Genomic DNA, 15,317 nt, shown 5'->3' with positions numbered 1-15,317 from the left:
GCCGGGCCCGAGCGGGCGGGGCTCAGGGCCTGGATTCCAGCAGTCCCTCGATCACCGGCTCCAGCACCGGGGCCAGCGCGGTCGTGTAGCCGTCCGAGAGGTGGCTGGTGTCGCGGTAGACGGAGACGTTGCCGACGACGACGGGGCAGCGACCGGCGCGGGTGTCGCAGACCCAGGCCCGCGGGTCGATGAGAGTGGCGCCGGTCGCCGAGGCCGCGGAGCGCACGGCCCGGGAGCGCACCGGGTCGTGGATCGCGGCGGAGAGGGTGGTGCCGCAGGCCCGCAGCCGGGTGGAGTTGTCCGCGGCGCAGTCCACCGGGTCGCCCTTGGGCCACGGGGTGTCGAGGAGGGCGGCGACGCGGGTGCCGTGGGCGGCCAGCCGCCGGTAGACGGTCTCGAAGCCGCCCGTCCACTGGCCGAGCGGGTCGGCGGTGGGGCGGTAGGGGTCTCCCGCGTCCGACGAGGTGACGACGACCAGGTCGGGGTGGAGGGACTCGATCCGTGCGAGGGCCTTCTTCCGCCAGGTGTCGCAGGCGGTGTACGGCCGGTGGGCGCTGATGATGGTGACCTCGGCGGCCTTGCAGGACGCCTTGGTCAGGGAGACCAGCCTCCAGTGGTGGTCGGTGGCCAGGCGCTGGAAGGCGGGGAACCACTGGGCGGCGTGGGAGTCGCCGAAGAGCACCACGGTCCGGGAGCCGGCCGGGTCCCCGTAGACGCAGGGCCGTACCTCCGTACTGTCGTAGGAGGCCTGGCAGCCGTCGCGGTAGACGGCGGACCGGGCCGCCTTCACCCCGGCCGGGCCGGGGGCGAGGTTGGCGGGGAGTTCGGCCGGTGCGGCGGCGATGAGCCGGGTCAGCCGCGCCGCCGGGTCCGGGGCCCCGGCCAGCTCCCGGGCGAGGGCCGGTGCCGGCGGGCCCGTCTCGATCACCGGCGGCACGGCGGCGGCCGTCAGCGCCAGCGCCGTGATCCCTGCCGCGAGCCCGGCGCCCAGCATCAGGGCCCGGCGGGGGTGCCCCCCGAACGCCCGGTGGAAGCGGACCGGGTTCTCCACCAGGTGGAGGGTCAGCCAGGCCAGGACGAGGGCGACCGCGCACAGCGCGAGCGCCGTGGGTACCCCGCCGTCGCCGCCGAGCGCCATCGGGCCGATCACCAGCAGCGGCCAGTGCCAGAGGTACCAGCCGTACGAGAGTCCGCCGGCCCACACCAGGGGCCGCCGGCCCAGTAGCAGCCCGGCACCGTACCGGGCGGGCGCGGCGCCCGCGCCGAGGACCAGGACGGTGCCGAGCACCGGCAACGCGGCGTGGTGGCCGGGGAACGGGGTCGCGTCGTCGTACCGGAGGGCCGCGACGAGCACGCAGGCCAGGCCGGACCAGCTCAGTGCGGCGGCGAACCACGGGCGCGACCGGCCCGGGGCCGGTACAGGCCCCGGCCGGCCGGCCGCGAGGGCCGTCATGGCTCCGGCGCCCAGCTCCCAGGCCCGTGCGGGGGTGCCGAAGTACGCCCAGGAGGCCGAGGAGCGGGTGAGCAGGACGCTCAGCGCGAACGACCCCAGGCAGACCGCCCCGAGCGGCAGGGCCACCCGCGCGTAACGCCCCCGGGCGAGACGCAGGGCCAGCAGCAGGAGCAGCGGCCACCCCAGGTAGAACTGCTCCTCCACGGCCAGCGACCAGAAGTGCTGGAACGGGGACGGCGGGCTGTCCTGCGCCAGATAGTCCGTACCGGACCGCGCCAGGCGGAAGTTGACCAGGTACAGCGCGCTGCTGAGCGCGTCTCCCGCGTACTCGGCGAGGCGTGCCTTCGACAGGAACGTCCAGGCCCCGGCCAGGGTCAGGACGGTCACCAGCGAGGCGGCCGGCAGCAGCCGCAGTGCGCGGCGGGCGTAGAAGGCGCGGAGCGACACCCGTCCGGTGGCGGCGTGTTCGCGCAGCAGCAGGGTGGTGATCAGGAAGCCGGAGATCACGAAGAAGACGTCGACGCCCACATAGCCGCCGGCCACCCCGGCCACTCCGGCGTGCGAGAGCACCACCAGCCCCACGGCGACGGCCCGTAGGCCCTGGATGTCCGTCCGGTGGGCGGGGGCCCCGCCGGGAGCGGGTCCTGCCGTGCCGTCCACCGGACGGGAACGTATGTCGACGGAGGTCGCGCTGGTCATGGGGCGGCTCCTGGCGGGGCCGGGTGCCGACTCGCGCGACCCCCGGCCCCGGAACGCGTGCGGAGGGACGGGGCAGCTCCGTACTCTCCGTCAGCCAGGAGACGCCGAGGCGACCACCGCGCCAACTACGCCCCAAATCAACGCACTCGGTCGCGTACGGAGGCGGACCGGGCCGCACGGGGAGAGCGGACGCCTGCCGGGCCCCGGGGGCCGGAAGCCGCTTCAGCCCCTCAGTCGTCCTCGGGCTTCAGGAGCGAGGTGACCGGCGGGACCGTTGCGCCGGAGGCGTCCTGCGCGTTCTGCGGACCCTGCGCGTCCTCCGCGTCCTCCGCGCCGACGAGGTCGCGCACCAGCAGGGTCGCCCCGGCCACGGCGCCCGGCATCAGGAACACCGCGACGACCGGGATCAGGAAGGCGAGCGTCAGGGGGACGCCGAAGCCCAGCACCAGCGTCCGCCGGCCGCGCAGCAGCGCCAGACGGGCGCGCAGGTCGCGTCCCCGGCGCTGAAGGGCCACGGAGGTGAGTTCCTCGGCGAGGAAGTAGCCGGAGACGCAGAAGCCGAGGGCGGGCACGACGGTCTGTCCGGCCACCGGGATGAACCCGAGGGCGAAGAGGAGGATGCCGTAGAGGGAGACCCGCACCAGGATGCGGACGGAGTCCCGCGCGGAGAGCCAGAGTTCGCGCCAGAGCGGCAGCCCGGACTCGGGGACCTCGCCGCCCTCGCTGCGGTCGACCTCCTCGGAGAGCGACTCGTAGAACGGCTGGCCCACCAGGAGCGTGACGGCGGTGAAGGTGATGACGGCGAGGAACAGCCCGAAGGCGAAGACCAGTACGGTCAGCGTGTTGCGGAGCAGGCCGAGCCAGGGCGACGACCAGTCGTCGGCGAACGGGGTGGACCAGTCGGCCAAGTCGTCGGCGCCGTAGGCGAGTCCGACGAGTGCTCCGAGGTACAGGACGAGGGTGATCAGCCCCGGCAGCAGCCCGAAACCGAACCAGCGGCCGTGCCGGACGACCCAGCGCTGCCCCTTCAGCAAGTAGCCGAATCCGGCCCCGAGATCACTCATGGCGCCAGGGTACGTGCGCACCCCCCGGACGCCGCCAGTGGGTGTCCGGGGGGTGCGGCCTCGCCGTGGTGCGGCGGGGTCAGGCGACGACGAGGTCGACCTTGATGTTGCCGCGCGTGGCGTTGGAGTACGGGCAGACCTGGTGGGCCTGCTCCACGAGTTCACGCGCGGTCTCCGTGCCGACGTCCGGGATGGAGACGGTGAGCGTGACCTCCAGGCCGAAGCCGCCCGTGTCCGCCTGGCCGATGCCGACCGACGCGGTCACGGTGGACCCGGCGATGCTGATCTTCTTCTGTCGGGCCACGACGCCGAGGGCGCTCTGGAAACAGGCGCTGTAGCCGGCCGCGAAGAGCTGCTCGGGGTTGGTGCCGTTGCCGCTGCCGCCCATCGTCTTCGGCGGGTTGACGACGACGTCGAGGTTGCCGTCGTCGGAGTACACCCGGCCGTCACGGCCGTTCTCGGCGGTGGCGACGGCGGTGTAGGCGACGGTTATGTTCGGGATGCTCATGCGCGGTACTCCTCCTGTGGGTAAGGCCGTTGTCGGTGACGGAGCTGTCCGTGAGCGAGCTGTCCGTGACGGAGCTGTCGGTGACGGACGATCCTGCGGTCAGACCAGCGAAACGATCATCTTGCCGGTGTTCTCGCCGCGCATCAGGCCGTCGAAGGCGCTGAAGCCGTTCTCGATGCCCTCGACGGTGGTCTCGCGGTACTTCAGCTCGCCCGAGGCCAGCCAGCCGGCGGCCTCCTCGACGAACTTCGGCCGGAGCGCGGTGTGGTCGCCGACGAGCAGGCCCTCCAGGCGGAGCCGCTTGCCGATGACCAGCGCGAGGTTGCGCGGAGCCGGCGTCGGCTCGGTGCTGTTGTACTGCGCGATCATGCCGCAGATGGCGGCGCGGCCGTGGACGTTGAAGGACGAGAGCGCGGCTTCCAGGTGCTCACCGCCGACGTTGTCGAAGTAGACGTCGATGCCGTCCGGGGCGGCCTCGCGGAGCTGGTCGCGGACCGGGCCGTTCTTGTAGTTGAACGCGGCGTCGAAGCCGTACTCCTCGACCAGGAGCTTGACCTTCTCGTCGGAGCCGGCCGATCCGATGACGCGGGAGGCGCCCTTGAGCCGGGCCATCTGGCCGACCTGGCTGCCCACGGCTCCGGCGGCGCCGGAGACGAAGACCGCGTCGCCCTCCTTGAAGGAGGCGACCTCGAAGAGGCCCGCGTAGGCGGTGAGACCGGTCATGCCGAGCACGCCGAGGTAGGCGGAGAGCGGGGCGACGTCCGGGTCCACCTTGGCCACGCGGTTCGCGGGGACGTCGGCGTACTCGCGCCAGCCGAGGCCGTGCAGGACGTGGTCGCCGACCGCGATGCCCTCGGCGTTCGAGGCGACGACCTCGCCGACCGCGCCGCCTTCCATCGGCTTGTCGAGCTGGAAGGGCGGGGTGTACGACTTCACGTCGTTCATCCGGCCGCGCATGTACGGGTCGACGGAGAAGTAGAGGTTGCGGACGAGGACGTGGCCCTCGGCCGGAGCCGAGACCGGCGCCTCACGCAGCGCGAAGTCCTCGGGCTTCGGCCAGCCGTGCGGGCGGGCGACGAGGTGCCATTCGCGGCTGGACGCGGGAAGTGCAGCAGACATGGGCTCGGATTCTCCTCGGTGCGGGGTGCGGGGGGGTGGTGGCGTACACGGTGGGCGCACGGCGGCGTGGCTTCACCGCGTAGAGCTTCATCATGTAAAGCTTCACCACATGAAACAACCATGCTCCTGAATATTTCACCTTGTCAAGCAACTGGGTATCCTGTGTGTCATGACCACCCCGCGCACAGATCCTCTGACCCTCGAAGTCGTCGAGCTGATCGGCACTGTCGTGGCGCGCTACTACGAGGAGTACGACCGGGCCGCCGCCTCCTTCTCGCTCACCGGCGCCCAGGCACGGGTGCTGGGTCTGCTGTCCCTGGAGCCGATGCCCATGCGTCGGATCGCGCAGAAGCTGAAGTGCGAGCCGTCGAACGTGACCGGCATCGTGGACCGGCTGGAGGCCCGTGACCTGGTCGAACGCCGCCCGGACCCGCACGATCGGCGGGTGAAGCTCGCCGCCCCGACCGAGAAGGGGCGCGCGACCGCGCTGCGGCTGCGCGAGGCGCTGGACTTCGCCCGGGAGCCACTGGCCGGCCTGTCGGAGGCGGAGCGCACGGTGCTGCGGGACCTGCTGCGCCGGATGCTGGGGGCTGGACCCGACGGGGACCGCACGGCCCTGGAGGACCTCGTCGCCACGGCCACCGACGGCTCCTGAGCGGCGGGAGGGCTGGGCGCCGGGAAGAGGGCGCGGGGCAGGATGGACGGTATGACCGCCGCCACCCCCTTCGGACCGCTCCAGTTCCAGCTCGTCCTGCTCCGCCGGATGGCCGACCACCAGCCGGACCTGGCCGAGGACGCCCGGCACGAGCTGAGCGCCACCCTCGCCGAGGCACGCGAGGCGAACCGCCGCTGGCAGGCCATGGTGCGCGGACCGGGCGGGCGGGGAGTCCTCCGCCGGTACCGCTCCGTGCTCGGCGAGCCCGAGCGGTCCGTCCGGCGCAAGGTCGGCGATCTGGAGTGCGACGCGCTGACGTGGGCGCTGCCGCTCTGGCCCGGCCTGCGGTTCGAGGTGATGGCGGCGCCGGGCGGAGCCGTGTGGAACGCCTGGCTGGTCCGCGCGCCCGGGACCCCGGCCCCCGAACTGCGGACCGCCGCCGACCTCACCCCGTGGTCCTGCACCGTGGACGAGGTGGCGCGGGCCTTCGCGCCGGTCCGCCCGATGGAGGGCAGCGCGCCGACCCGCTGGGCGCTGGCCTTCACGGACCCGGCGACCCGCGCCCCGTACGTCGCCGAATTCACCTGGGGCCTGTTCCAGCGGCTGCTGCCGGGCTGACGGACGCTCCGGATCCGCCGGTCCCACGGGCCCCTTCCGGCGTACCTCAACGCGCGCCCGGCCCCCGCCCCGCCCACGATGCGAAGGAGAGCCGGCCGCCGCCGGGACACCACCAGCGCTCTCGGGAGAACCCGCCGTGACCGTCAGCCTTGAGCAGTTGCGCCGTTGCCACATCGCCGTAGACCTGGGGGCCGCGAGCACCCGGGTGTACGTGAAGGGGCTCGGGCTCGTCGTGGACGAACCGAGCGTCGCGGCCGTCAACACCCGCACCGGATCGCTCATCGCGGTGGGCGCGCTCGCCGAGCAGATGACCGGCCGCACCCCCAGTTACATCCGGGTGGCCCGGCCCGTATCGGGCGGCACCGTCGTGGACATCGAGATGGCCCAGCGGATGCTGCGCCACCTGATCGGCGAGAAGCTCCGCCGTCAGCTGCGCCGCAAGCCCCGGCTGCGGGCCGCCGCCTGCACCCCGCACGACAGCGACCCGCTGGCCCAGCGCGCGACCGTGGAGACCCTGGTCGGGCTCGGCGCGCGCCGGGTGGAGCTGGTGGACACCCTGATCGCCGCGGCCGTCGGCTGCGGACTCCCGGTCGAGCAGCCGACCGCGACCATGATCATGGTGTGCGGAGCGGCCACCACCCAGATCGCGGTGCTCTCGCTGGGCTCGATCGTCACCGCCGTACGCATCCCCATCGGCGGCAACACCATCGACAACGCGGTGATCCAGCACCTGCGCCAGCACCACGAACTGATGTTGCCGAGCCAGTCCGTACGCCCCCTCCAACTGGCCCTCAGCGGCACCGGGCTGACCCCGCAGGGCCCCGCCGTGACCGAGATCCACGGCCGTGACGTGGCGACGGGGCTGGCCCGTTCGGTGCAGGTGGACACGGCCGCCGTGCGGCAGGCGATCCACACCCCGCTCACCGCGGTGGTGGACGGCCTCGGCAAGGTGCTGCGGGACTGCCCGCCCGATCTGGTCGCCGACCTCGCCGACCGGGGCATCATGATGGTCGGCGGCAGCGCCCTGCTGCCGGGCTTCGACCAGTTGCTGCGGACGGCCACCGGGATGCCGGTCACCATCGCGGAGCGGCCCGACGTCTGCTCGATCCTCGGCCTCGGCGCGATGCTGGACGGCACGATCGCCCCGATGGTCCTCAACCCGCTCGTCGGCTGACCGCTCGACGGGGCTGGGGCGAGGCGGATGGCGCGCGAGCGCGGCAGCGGCGGTCCGGACCGGCCGCAGGACACCCCCGTCGCGGCGGGCGGTCCCGACCGGCCGGAGGGCGCGCCGCACGGCTACGCGCCCCGGCTGCCGGAGCTGCTGGAGGCGGTGCTGAGTGTCGGCACCGATCTGGGGCTGGGCACCACGCTCCAGCAGATCGTGGACACCGCGTCCCTGCTGACCGACGCCCGTTACGCCGCCCTCGGCGTGCTGGACCCCGAATCCGGCCGGATCACCGAGCTCTACACGGCGGGCCTCGGCGACGAGGAGCGCCGTCGCATCGGAGCGCTCCCGGACGGCCACAAGGGAGTGCTCGGCGCACTGATCCACGACCCCCGGCCGCTGCGCTCCGACGATGTGACCCGTGATCCGCGTTCGGCCGGAGTGCCGCCCGGTCACCCGGTCATGCACACCTTCCTCGGCACTCCTGTACGGGTCGACACCGAGGTGTTCGGCAACCTCTACCTCTGCGAGAAGAGCGGCGGCCGGCCGTTCACCGACGCGGACGACGCGCTGCTGCGGGTGCTGGGCTCCCAGGCGGGCATCGCGATCAGCAACGCGCGGCTCTACGAATCGGCCCTCCAGCGGGAACGCTGGCTGCAGGGGTCGGCGGCCGTCACCACGGCGCTGCTCACCGGAACGAGCCGGGCCGAGGCGCTGCAGACGGTCGCCGAAGGGGCCAGGGTGCTCGCGGAAGCGGCGGCCGGGGTGATCCTCCAGTCCCGCGAGGACGGCGGCATGGAGATCGTCACGGTCTCGACCCTGGAGGACCCGACCGGCATCCTGGGCGCCTCGATCGCGCCCGGCTCCCCCGTTCTCGTCCATCTGCTGAGCGGGCAGCCGGTGTTCCTGGAGGACGCGGCGACCGACCCGATGATGACGACCTCGGTGCGCCACCGGTACGGGCCCAGCATGATGCTGCCGCTGGAGAGCGGCGGCCGGCTGATCGGCACCCTCGCCCTGCCCCGGCTGCGGGGCGGCCGCCCGTACACCTCGGCGGACAGACAGCTCGCGACCCAGTTCGCCTCGCAGGCGGCGCTGGCCCTGGTGCTGGCCGACGCCCAGCTGGACCGGGAGCAGCTCGCGGTCTACGAGGACCGCGACCGGATCGCCCGTGACCTGCACGATCTCGTGGTGCAGCGGCTCTTCGCGACCGAGATGACGCTGGAGTCGGCCCGCCGCCGGGCCGTGGCGGCGACGAAGGCCCCGGAGTGGGCCGGTGACCCGGGCGACGCGGTGGAGGCGGACGGCCTGCTGGTACGGGCCGTGGACGAGCTGGATTCGACGATCCAGGAGGTGCGGACCACGATCTTCGCCCTCCAGCAGCCGCCCGCCGACGCGCCGACGACGTTCCGGGGCCGGGTGCTGCGGGAGACGGCCGGGGCTTCGGCGCTGCTGGGCTTCCAGCCGTCGGTGCACTTCGCGGGCCCGGTGGACGCCCTGGTGACCGAGCCGGCGGCCGGCGAGCTGCTGGCGACCCTGCGGGGCGCGCTGGCCGCCGCCCATCGCCGGACGGGGGTTTCCGCGATCGAGGTCGAGGTGGACGCGACGGTCCGGCTGCCGGACGGGGGACGCGCGGTGCGGTTGCTGGTTTCGGACGACGGGCAGGACGAGCGAGGCGAGCGGCGGCCGCCGCTCACCTGGCAGGCGCCGATCTGAAGCGTGTTGCGAAAGTCCCGCCTGTCCGGCGACGCCCGGCACGCACGCTTCAGGTGTACTGACCCGTGAGGTTGGGGACACGCCCTGAACCGCCGCCGGGGGTCAGCGGGTGGGCGCGGCCCGCAGGGCGATCCGGGTGATGGAGTGGGCGACGCCCGCGTCCCGCTTGAGGCGCCGCAGCAGGCTGTCGAGCGCGCCGGGGTCGGCGGCCGTGGCCCGTACGAGGTAGTCGTGGCCGCCGGTCAGGTGCACCACCTCGGTGATGCCCGGCAGCGTCAGCACGGAGCGTTCGAACTCCTCGTTGGTGGTGTCCAGGCGCAACGAGACGTCGATGAAGACGACGAGTCCGGAGCGGGTGTCGGCCGCGGGATCGATGATCACCGTGAAGCCGCGGATGACTCCGTCCCGGCGCATCCGGCGTACCCGGTCGCCCGCGGCGTTGGCGCTGAGCCCGACGCGGACGCCCAGGTCCCGGTACGAGATCCGGGCGTCCTCCTGGAGGATGGCGAGTATTTCTCTGTCCAGCCGGTCCATACCGCGATTGTCGCAGCATTCGGACGAAACCGACTGCGGAGGGGACGGTGGGAGCACGGGCGCGCACCGGGCGTGAGCGCGGCCCCGCCGTCGCGTCTGCGCCTCCGCGGTCCCCCGCTCGGAGCAGTCCGGCGGGCTGCCGGTGGGAGGGCGGTCTTGACTGGGGCCGTGGACACAGCAGCCCCCAAGCAGCCCGCCGCCCCGGTGGCGGCCAAGCCGTCCGCCGCCGCGTACCGCAACCTCGTCGTGGCGACGATCGGCTTCGCACTGACCTTCTGGGCGTGGAACCTGGTCTCGCCGCTGTCGGGCGAGTTCAAGGACCGGCTCGGACTCAGCTCGTTCCAGCAGTCCTTCCTGGTCGCGGTGCCGGTGATCGTCGGCTCGCTCGGCCGCATCCCGGTGGGCGCGCTGACCGACAAGTACGGGGCGCGGCTGATGTTCCCCGCGGTGTCGGCGCTGACCATCGTGCCGGTGCTGCTGCTGATCCCGGCGAAGGACTCGTACGGGGCGATGCTCGCGGTCGGGTTCCTGCTGGGGCTGGGCGGCACCACGTTCGCCATCGGCATCCCGCTGGTCAACTCCTGGTTCCCGCCCTCCGACAGGGGACTCGCGCTCGGTGTCTTCGGCATGGGCATGGGCGGTGTGGCGCTCTCCGGGTACTTCACCCCGCGCATCGCCAAGCACGGCGACAACCTGCCGTTCCTGGTGGTCGCGGGCGCGCTCGTGGTGTACGCGCTGCTGGCCGCCTTCCTGATCACCGACCGCCCCGACCGGCCCGTACCGGCCGACACCCTGGTCCACCGGCTCACCGAGGCGGGGAAACTGCGGGTGACCTGGGAGCTGTCGGCGCTCTACGCGATCGGCTTCGGCGGCATCGTGGCGTTCGGCGTGTACCTGCCGACGTACCTCAAGACCTGGTACGAGATGTCCCCCACCGACGCGGGCACCAAGGCGGCCGGATTCGCGCTGGTCACCGTCGTCTTCCGGCCGATCGGCGGCTATCTGTCGGACCACGTGCACCCGGCGCTGGTGACCGCCGGGGCCCTGCTGCTGGCCGCGCTGATGGCGATCGTCCAGGCCTTCGACCCGGCGCTGAACCCGGGCGGCACCATCGCGCTGCTCGCCATGGCGGCCGGGCTCGGCACCGCCAGCGGCAGCGTCTTCGCGCTGGTCTCGCAGGTGACGCCACAGCCGAAGGTGGGCAGTGTGACCGGCATCGTCGGCGCGATGGGCGGCCTCGGCGGGTTCGTGCCGCCGCTGGTGATGGGCGCGATCTACAGTGCGAAGGGCTCGTACTCGATCGGGTTCATGCTGCTGTCCGATCTCGCGCTGGCGGGCTGCGTGTACGCGTACGGGCGGATGCGGAACATCCAGCGGGACTCGGGCTGATTCCCCCGGGACAGCCCTTAGTCTGGCGGGCGTGACGCCACTTCTCCCCGCGCTCCAGAATCCCCCGGCCGCCGGTAATGAAGGCCGGGAGGCCGTCCGGTTCGGTGAACTCTCCCTCTCGTACGCCCGCCTCGGGGATCTCGCGGGGGCGCTGCGGCCCCGGATCACCGGGGCGGGCGGCCGGGTCGCCGTGTGGGCGACCCCGTCCGCGGAGACCGTCGTCGCCGTGGTGGCCGCGCTCCTGGCGGGCGTGCCCGCCGTACCCCTCAACCCGAAGACCGGCGAGCGGGAACTCGCGCACATCGTCACCGACAGCGCGCCCGCCGCCGTGCTCGCGGCACCGGGCGACGTCCTGCCGCCGGTGCTCGCCGCGCTCCCCCGGATCGACGTGCGCGTGGACGCGGACGCACCGGCCTCTCCCGGGCCCGTCCCCGTCGAGCCCGGCCCCGGGACGGCCGCGCTGATCGTCTACACCTCCGGGACAACCGGGCCGCCCAAGGGCGCGGTCCTCCCCCGCCGGGCGGTCGCCGCCTCGCTGGACGCGCTGGAGGACGCATGGGGATGGACCGGTGAGGACGTCCTCGTCCACTCGCTGCCGCTGTTCCATGTGCACGGCCTGGTCCTCGGGGTGCTGGGACCTCTGCGCCGGGGCGGTTCGGTACGTCACCTGGGGAGGTTCTCCGCCGAAGGGGTGGCCCGCGAACTGGCCGACGGGGGGACGATGTTGTTCGGCGTCCCCACCATGTACCACCGCCTGGCGGAGGTGCTCGCCGACGCCGGGGAGACCGGGACGGCGCTGGCCGGGGCGCTGGCGGGGGCACGGCTGCTGGTCTCGGGCTCGGCCGCGCTGCCGGTCCACGACCACGCGCGTCTGTACGCCGCGACCGGGCGCCGGGTGATCGAGCGGTACGGCATGACGGAGACCCTGATGAACACCGGTGTCCGGGCGGACGGTGTTCCCCGGCCCGGCACGGTCGGCCCGCCGCTCGCCGGGGTGGAGCTCCGCCTGGTGGAGGAGGACGGTTCCCCGGTCTCCGGGCCGGAGGCGATCGGCGAGATCCAGGTGCGCGGGGCGAACCTCTTCAGCGGTTACCTCAACCGGCCGGACGCGACGGCGGCGGCGTTCACCGAGGACGGCTGGTTCCGTACCGGCGACATGGCCACGGTGGCCCCGGACGGGTACGTGACGATCGTGGGGCGCAAGGCCACCGACCTGATCAAGAGCGGCGGTTACAAGATCGGGGCGGGCGAGATCGAGAACGCGCTGCTCGACCACCCCGGGGTCCGCGAGGCCGCCGTCACCGGTGAGCCGGACGCGGATCTCGGCGAGCGGATCGTCGCCTGGGTGGTCCCGGCCGATCCCGGATCGCCGCCCGGTGCGGCCGAGTTGGCGGACCATGTGGCAAAGCTCCTCTCCCCGCACAAGCGCCCCCGCGTCGTCCACCATCTCGACGCCCTGCCGCGCAACGACCTGGGCAAGATCATGAAGCGTGCCCTGACGGCCGCCTCGCAGGGGCCGGGGCACGGTGGCTGAGGGGCCGGCGCGCCAGAGCGCGCGCGAGATGATCGCGGCTGTCGCGGACACCTTCGACGAGCGGCCGGCCCCCGGCGAAGGCCACCATCCGGGCGGGGCGCGGACACCGGACGGACCGCTCGGCTGGAGCGGTTACGGGGCGGCGCTGGCACGGGCCGAGGAGCGGACCGGTGAGGCGGAGTCGGTGGTGCACGGCACGGCTTCGGTCGGCGGGCACCCCTGCGTGCTGCTCGCCTTCGAATTCGGTTTCCTGGGCGGCTCGTTGGGTCAGCGCACCGGGGACCGGCTGACGGCCGCGTACACCCTCGCCCGGGAGTTGCGGCTGCCGCTGGTCTCCCTCGTCGCCACGGGTGGCAGCCGGATGCAGGAGGGCATGGTCGCGCTCACCCAGCTCCAGCGGGTGGCCCGCGCCTCGGCGGAGCTGCGGGCGGCCGGGCTGCCGCAACTCGCGGTGCTGCGGGACCCGACGACCGGCGGCGGCTGGGCCACGGTGGGCGCGGGTGCCGACGTGGTGCTGGCGCTGGCGGGTGCGCAGGTCGGGTTCGCCGGTTCGCGGGTACGCCCGGCGGACGCGGAGCCGTACGCGTACACGGCCGAGGGACAGTCGGCGGCTGGGCAGGTCGACGCCGTGGTGGACCGGGCCGGGTTGGCGGGGACGCTGGGCCGGTGGCTCGCGGTGCTGGGCGGCGGCTTTGGGGAAGCGGCCCGGGCCTCCGGCGTACGGCCCGCGCCGGTGCCCGAGGCGCTCTCCCGCACCCGGCTCCCGGAGACCGGCCGGGAGGCGGTGGCGCTGGCCCGCGCACCGGAACGACCCCGCGCCGAGGCGTACTTGGACGCGTACTTCGCGTACCGGCTGCCCCTGCACGGCGACCGGGCGGGCGGCACGGACCCCGGCACGCTCTGCGGGTTCGGGCTGCACGGGGGCCGGCCGGTGGCGTACGTCGCCCAGTGCGGCACCCCCACCCGGCCGGCGGGCTACCGGACGGCGGCCCGGACCATCCGGCTCGCGGACCGGCTCTCCGTCCCCGTACTCACCCTGATCGACACCCCGGGCGCCGCCAACGACGCGGCGGCCGAGCGGTCCGGGGCGGGCCCTGCCATCGCCGAGACCTTCGCCGCTGTCGCACAGGCGCGGGTGCCGGTGACCACGCTGGTGATCGGCGAGGGCGGTTCGGGCGGCGCGCTCGCCCTGGCCTCCCCCGGCCGCACCTACGTCACGGCGGACAGCTACTTCTCGGTCATCGCACCGGAGTCGGCGGCGGCGATCCTCAAGCGCCCGCCGGAGAAGGCCGACGAGACGGCCGACCAACTCGGCCTGCGGCCGCAGGACCTGGTGGCGCTGGGGATCGCCCGGGGCATCGTGGGCGAGGCGCCGGACGCCGGCTGAGGGGTGCCGCTCAGGGTGCCTTCGCGAGGGCGCGGAGGCGGGGGGCGACCTCTTCGCCGACCCGGAACGCCTCCTCCAGGTGGGGGTATCCGGAGAGGACGAACTCGTCCACGCCGAGGCGCCGGTACTCGTCGAGCCGGGCGGCCACCTCGTCGTGCGAGCCGACCAGCGCGGTACCGGCCCCCTCGCGCACCAGGCCGATCCCGGCCCAGAGGTTGGGGGAGATCTCCAGCTCGGCGGCGTCGGTGCTGCCGCCGTGCAGGGCGGTCATCCGGGCCTGGCCCACGGAGTCCATCCGCGCGAACCGCTCCTGGCTGGCCCGTACCGCCTCCGGGTCGATGCCGCCCAGAATCCGGTCGGCCTCGGCCCACGCCTCGGCGGAGGTGTCCCGGCTGATGACGTGCAGCCGGATGCCGTACCGCAGGGCGGGGGCCACCGCGCGCAGCCGCGCGACGCGTGCGGCGATGGCGGCGGGCGGCTCGCCCCAGAGGAGCTGGACGTCGGCCCGGCGGGCGGCGACCGCCTCGGCGGCGGGGGAAGCGCCGCCGAAGTACAGGGGAACCCGGTACTGGACGGCCGGGTCGGTGAGTTTGGCGCCCTCGATCCGCAGGTGTTCGCCGTCGTGGTCGACCTCCTTGCCGTCGAGGAGGTCGCGCAGCACCGCCATCACCTCATCGGTGCGGGCGTACCGCTGGTCGTGCGGCAACGCGTCGCCGTAGGCGAGCTGTTCGGCGGGATCACCTCCGGTGACCACGTTGAGAGAGAGCCGGCCTCCGGCGAACCGGCGGAAGGCGTCGGCCTGTTGGGCGAGGAGCGTGGGGCTGGTGAATCCGGCGCGGAAGGCGACGAGGAAGCCGATCCGCTCGGTGTGCTGGGTGAGCGCGGCGCTGAGGATCCACGGGTCGACGCAGCCCAGCCCGACCGGGGTGAGCAGCGAGTGGAACCCGGCGGTCTCGGCGGCGCGGGCGACCTGCGCGAGGTAGCCGATGTCGGCGCGGCGGCGGGTGGCGGAGGTGGTCCGGCCCTGTACGGCGGTGACCCCGCCGGGATCGCGGCCGTCGCCGCCGGTGGGCAGGAACCAGTGCAGCAGGAGGGAGCTCTCGGACATGGCGGACCCCGATCGGCAGCGGTGGAAGGCGGGAGCGGTGGAAGGCGGGAGCGGCTCCGGGCACCGGCCCGCCGCGCCCGTGTGCCACCGGCGCGCGGCGGGAACGGGCGGGGGACGGGCGGGGGACGGAGGGGGTGGGCGAGCGGGACGCGGTGCGCGTCAGCAGGACGTACGACAGCGCTCGGCCGGACAGCGCTCGGCCCGACAGCAACCGGTCGGGACACGCGGTTGAACCACGGGGCGTCGCGAAACCGGGGCAGGGGCCATGGGGGCATCCTGATCCGCCCGCTGCCCGCCCGACAACCACGTCCCGCATCCCGGACGGCTCGCCGCCACATCCCGGGCGGGCCGGGGGCCCGGGTGTCCGG

At 73.9% G+C, this 15,317-nt stretch carries 13 protein-coding genes; 7 read left to right on the top strand and 6 right to left on the bottom strand.

Annotated elements, in window-relative coordinates:
- Positions 1 to 22: 22 nt before the first annotated feature.
- The 4 genes from OHT52_RS22165 to OHT52_RS22150 form a co-directional block, all read right to left on the bottom strand.
- Positions 23 to 2,152, bottom strand: a complete 2,130-nt coding sequence (locus tag OHT52_RS22165) for an acyltransferase family protein (RefSeq protein WP_328721926.1) — start codon at positions 2,150 to 2,152, stop codon at positions 23 to 25.
- A 230-nt stretch (positions 2,153 to 2,382) separates the two neighbouring features.
- A complete protein-coding gene (locus tag OHT52_RS22160; protein WP_328721925.1) occupies positions 2,383 to 3,216 on the bottom strand; it encodes an EI24 domain-containing protein in 834 nt (277 codons plus the stop codon).
- 79 nt (positions 3,217 to 3,295) lie between these two features.
- Positions 3,296 to 3,724, bottom strand: a complete 429-nt coding sequence (locus OHT52_RS22155; RefSeq protein WP_328721924.1) for an organic hydroperoxide resistance protein — start codon at positions 3,722 to 3,724, stop codon at positions 3,296 to 3,298.
- Positions 3,725 to 3,823: 99 nt separating this feature from the next.
- On the bottom strand, positions 3,824 to 4,843 hold the full coding sequence (locus OHT52_RS22150; protein WP_328721923.1) for an NADP-dependent oxidoreductase: 1,020 nt from the start codon (positions 4,841 to 4,843) through the stop codon (positions 3,824 to 3,826).
- A 169-nt stretch (positions 4,844 to 5,012) separates the two neighbouring features.
- Between OHT52_RS22150 and OHT52_RS22145 the strand changes: the two genes are divergently transcribed.
- The 4 genes from OHT52_RS22145 to OHT52_RS22130 all read left to right on the top strand — a co-directional run bounded on the left by OHT52_RS22145 (position 5,013) and on the right by OHT52_RS22130 (position 8,997).
- Entirely contained in the window at positions 5,013 to 5,498 is a 486-nt protein-coding gene (locus tag OHT52_RS22145) for a MarR family winged helix-turn-helix transcriptional regulator (RefSeq protein WP_328721922.1), read from the top strand.
- 51 nt (positions 5,499 to 5,549) lie between these two features.
- Complete coding sequence (locus OHT52_RS22140) at positions 5,550 to 6,116, top strand: hypothetical protein (protein ID WP_328721921.1); 567 nt, start codon at positions 5,550 to 5,552, stop codon at positions 6,114 to 6,116.
- A 136-nt stretch (positions 6,117 to 6,252) separates the two neighbouring features.
- Positions 6,253 to 7,290, top strand: coding sequence for a rod shape-determining protein (locus tag OHT52_RS22135; RefSeq protein WP_328721920.1), 1,038 nt, complete (start codon positions 6,253 to 6,255; stop codon positions 7,288 to 7,290).
- 27 nt (positions 7,291 to 7,317) lie between these two features.
- Complete coding sequence (locus OHT52_RS22130) at positions 7,318 to 8,997, top strand: GAF domain-containing sensor histidine kinase (RefSeq protein WP_328721919.1); 1,680 nt, start codon at positions 7,318 to 7,320, stop codon at positions 8,995 to 8,997.
- Positions 8,998 to 9,099: 102 nt separating this feature from the next.
- Here OHT52_RS22130 and OHT52_RS22125 read toward each other — a convergent pair whose 3' ends face one another.
- Complete coding sequence (locus tag OHT52_RS22125; RefSeq protein ID WP_328721918.1) at positions 9,100 to 9,531, bottom strand: Lrp/AsnC family transcriptional regulator; 432 nt, start codon at positions 9,529 to 9,531, stop codon at positions 9,100 to 9,102.
- Between the two features lie 168 nt (positions 9,532 to 9,699).
- Here OHT52_RS22125 and OHT52_RS22120 point away from each other — a divergent pair, with 168 nt between their 5' ends.
- From OHT52_RS22120 to OHT52_RS22110, 3 genes are read left to right on the top strand one after another with little or no spacing between them, the layout of a single operon-like run.
- Positions 9,700 to 10,920 (top strand): nitrate/nitrite transporter, encoded by a 1,221-nt coding sequence (locus OHT52_RS22120; RefSeq protein WP_328721917.1) that lies wholly within the window; start codon positions 9,700 to 9,702, stop codon positions 10,918 to 10,920.
- Between the two features lie 31 nt (positions 10,921 to 10,951).
- Positions 10,952 to 12,454, top strand: coding sequence for an acyl-CoA synthetase (locus OHT52_RS22115; RefSeq protein ID WP_328721916.1), 1,503 nt, complete (start codon positions 10,952 to 10,954; stop codon positions 12,452 to 12,454).
- Between the two features lie 28 nt (positions 12,455 to 12,482).
- Positions 12,483 to 13,841 carry a carboxyl transferase domain-containing protein gene (locus tag OHT52_RS22110; RefSeq protein ID WP_328723845.1) on the top strand — a complete coding sequence of 453 codons (1,359 nt, stop codon included), beginning with the start codon at positions 12,483 to 12,485 and terminating at the stop codon, positions 13,839 to 13,841.
- A gap of 10 nt (positions 13,842 to 13,851) precedes the next feature.
- On the opposite strand, the gene OHT52_RS22105 is transcribed toward OHT52_RS22110, so the two are convergent.
- Positions 13,852 to 14,949, bottom strand: a complete 1,098-nt coding sequence (locus tag OHT52_RS22105) for an LLM class flavin-dependent oxidoreductase (RefSeq protein WP_328721915.1) — start codon at positions 14,947 to 14,949, stop codon at positions 13,852 to 13,854.
- Between the last annotated feature and the right edge of the window lie 368 nt (positions 14,950 to 15,317).

Source organism: Streptomyces sp. NBC_00247 (assembly GCF_036188265.1).
Taxonomy (GTDB): Bacteria; Actinomycetota; Actinomycetes; order Streptomycetales; family Streptomycetaceae; genus Streptomyces.
Note: the sequence above shows the minus strand (reverse complement) of the source record. Positions and strands in the feature narration are given on the sequence as shown.

Bases quoted from the DNA above. Each gene is read 5' to 3' on its own strand.
- OHT52_RS22165 (WP_328721926.1), bottom strand. From the start codon at position 2,152: ATGACCAGCGCGACCTCCGTCGACATACGTTCCCGTCCGGTGGACGGC.
- OHT52_RS22160 (WP_328721925.1), bottom strand. From the start codon at position 3,216: ATGAGTGATCTCGGGGCCGGATTCGGCTACTTGCTGAAGGGGCAGCGC.
- OHT52_RS22155 (WP_328721924.1), bottom strand. From the start codon at position 3,724: ATGAGCATCCCGAACATAACCGTCGCCTACACCGCCGTCGCCACCGCC.
- OHT52_RS22150 (WP_328721923.1), bottom strand. From the start codon at position 4,843: ATGTCTGCTGCACTTCCCGCGTCCAGCCGCGAATGGCACCTCGTCGCC.
- OHT52_RS22145 (WP_328721922.1), top strand. From the start codon at position 5,013: ATGACCACCCCGCGCACAGATCCTCTGACCCTCGAAGTCGTCGAGCTG.
- OHT52_RS22140 (WP_328721921.1), top strand. From the start codon at position 5,550: ATGACCGCCGCCACCCCCTTCGGACCGCTCCAGTTCCAGCTCGTCCTG.
- OHT52_RS22130 (WP_328721919.1), top strand. From the start codon at position 7,318: ATGGCGCGCGAGCGCGGCAGCGGCGGTCCGGACCGGCCGCAGGACACC.
- OHT52_RS22125 (WP_328721918.1), bottom strand. From the start codon at position 9,531: ATGGACCGGCTGGACAGAGAAATACTCGCCATCCTCCAGGAGGACGCC.
- OHT52_RS22110 (WP_328723845.1), top strand. From the start codon at position 12,483: ATGATCGCGGCTGTCGCGGACACCTTCGACGAGCGGCCGGCCCCCGGC.
- OHT52_RS22105 (WP_328721915.1), bottom strand. From the start codon at position 14,949: ATGTCCGAGAGCTCCCTCCTGCTGCACTGGTTCCTGCCCACCGGCGGC.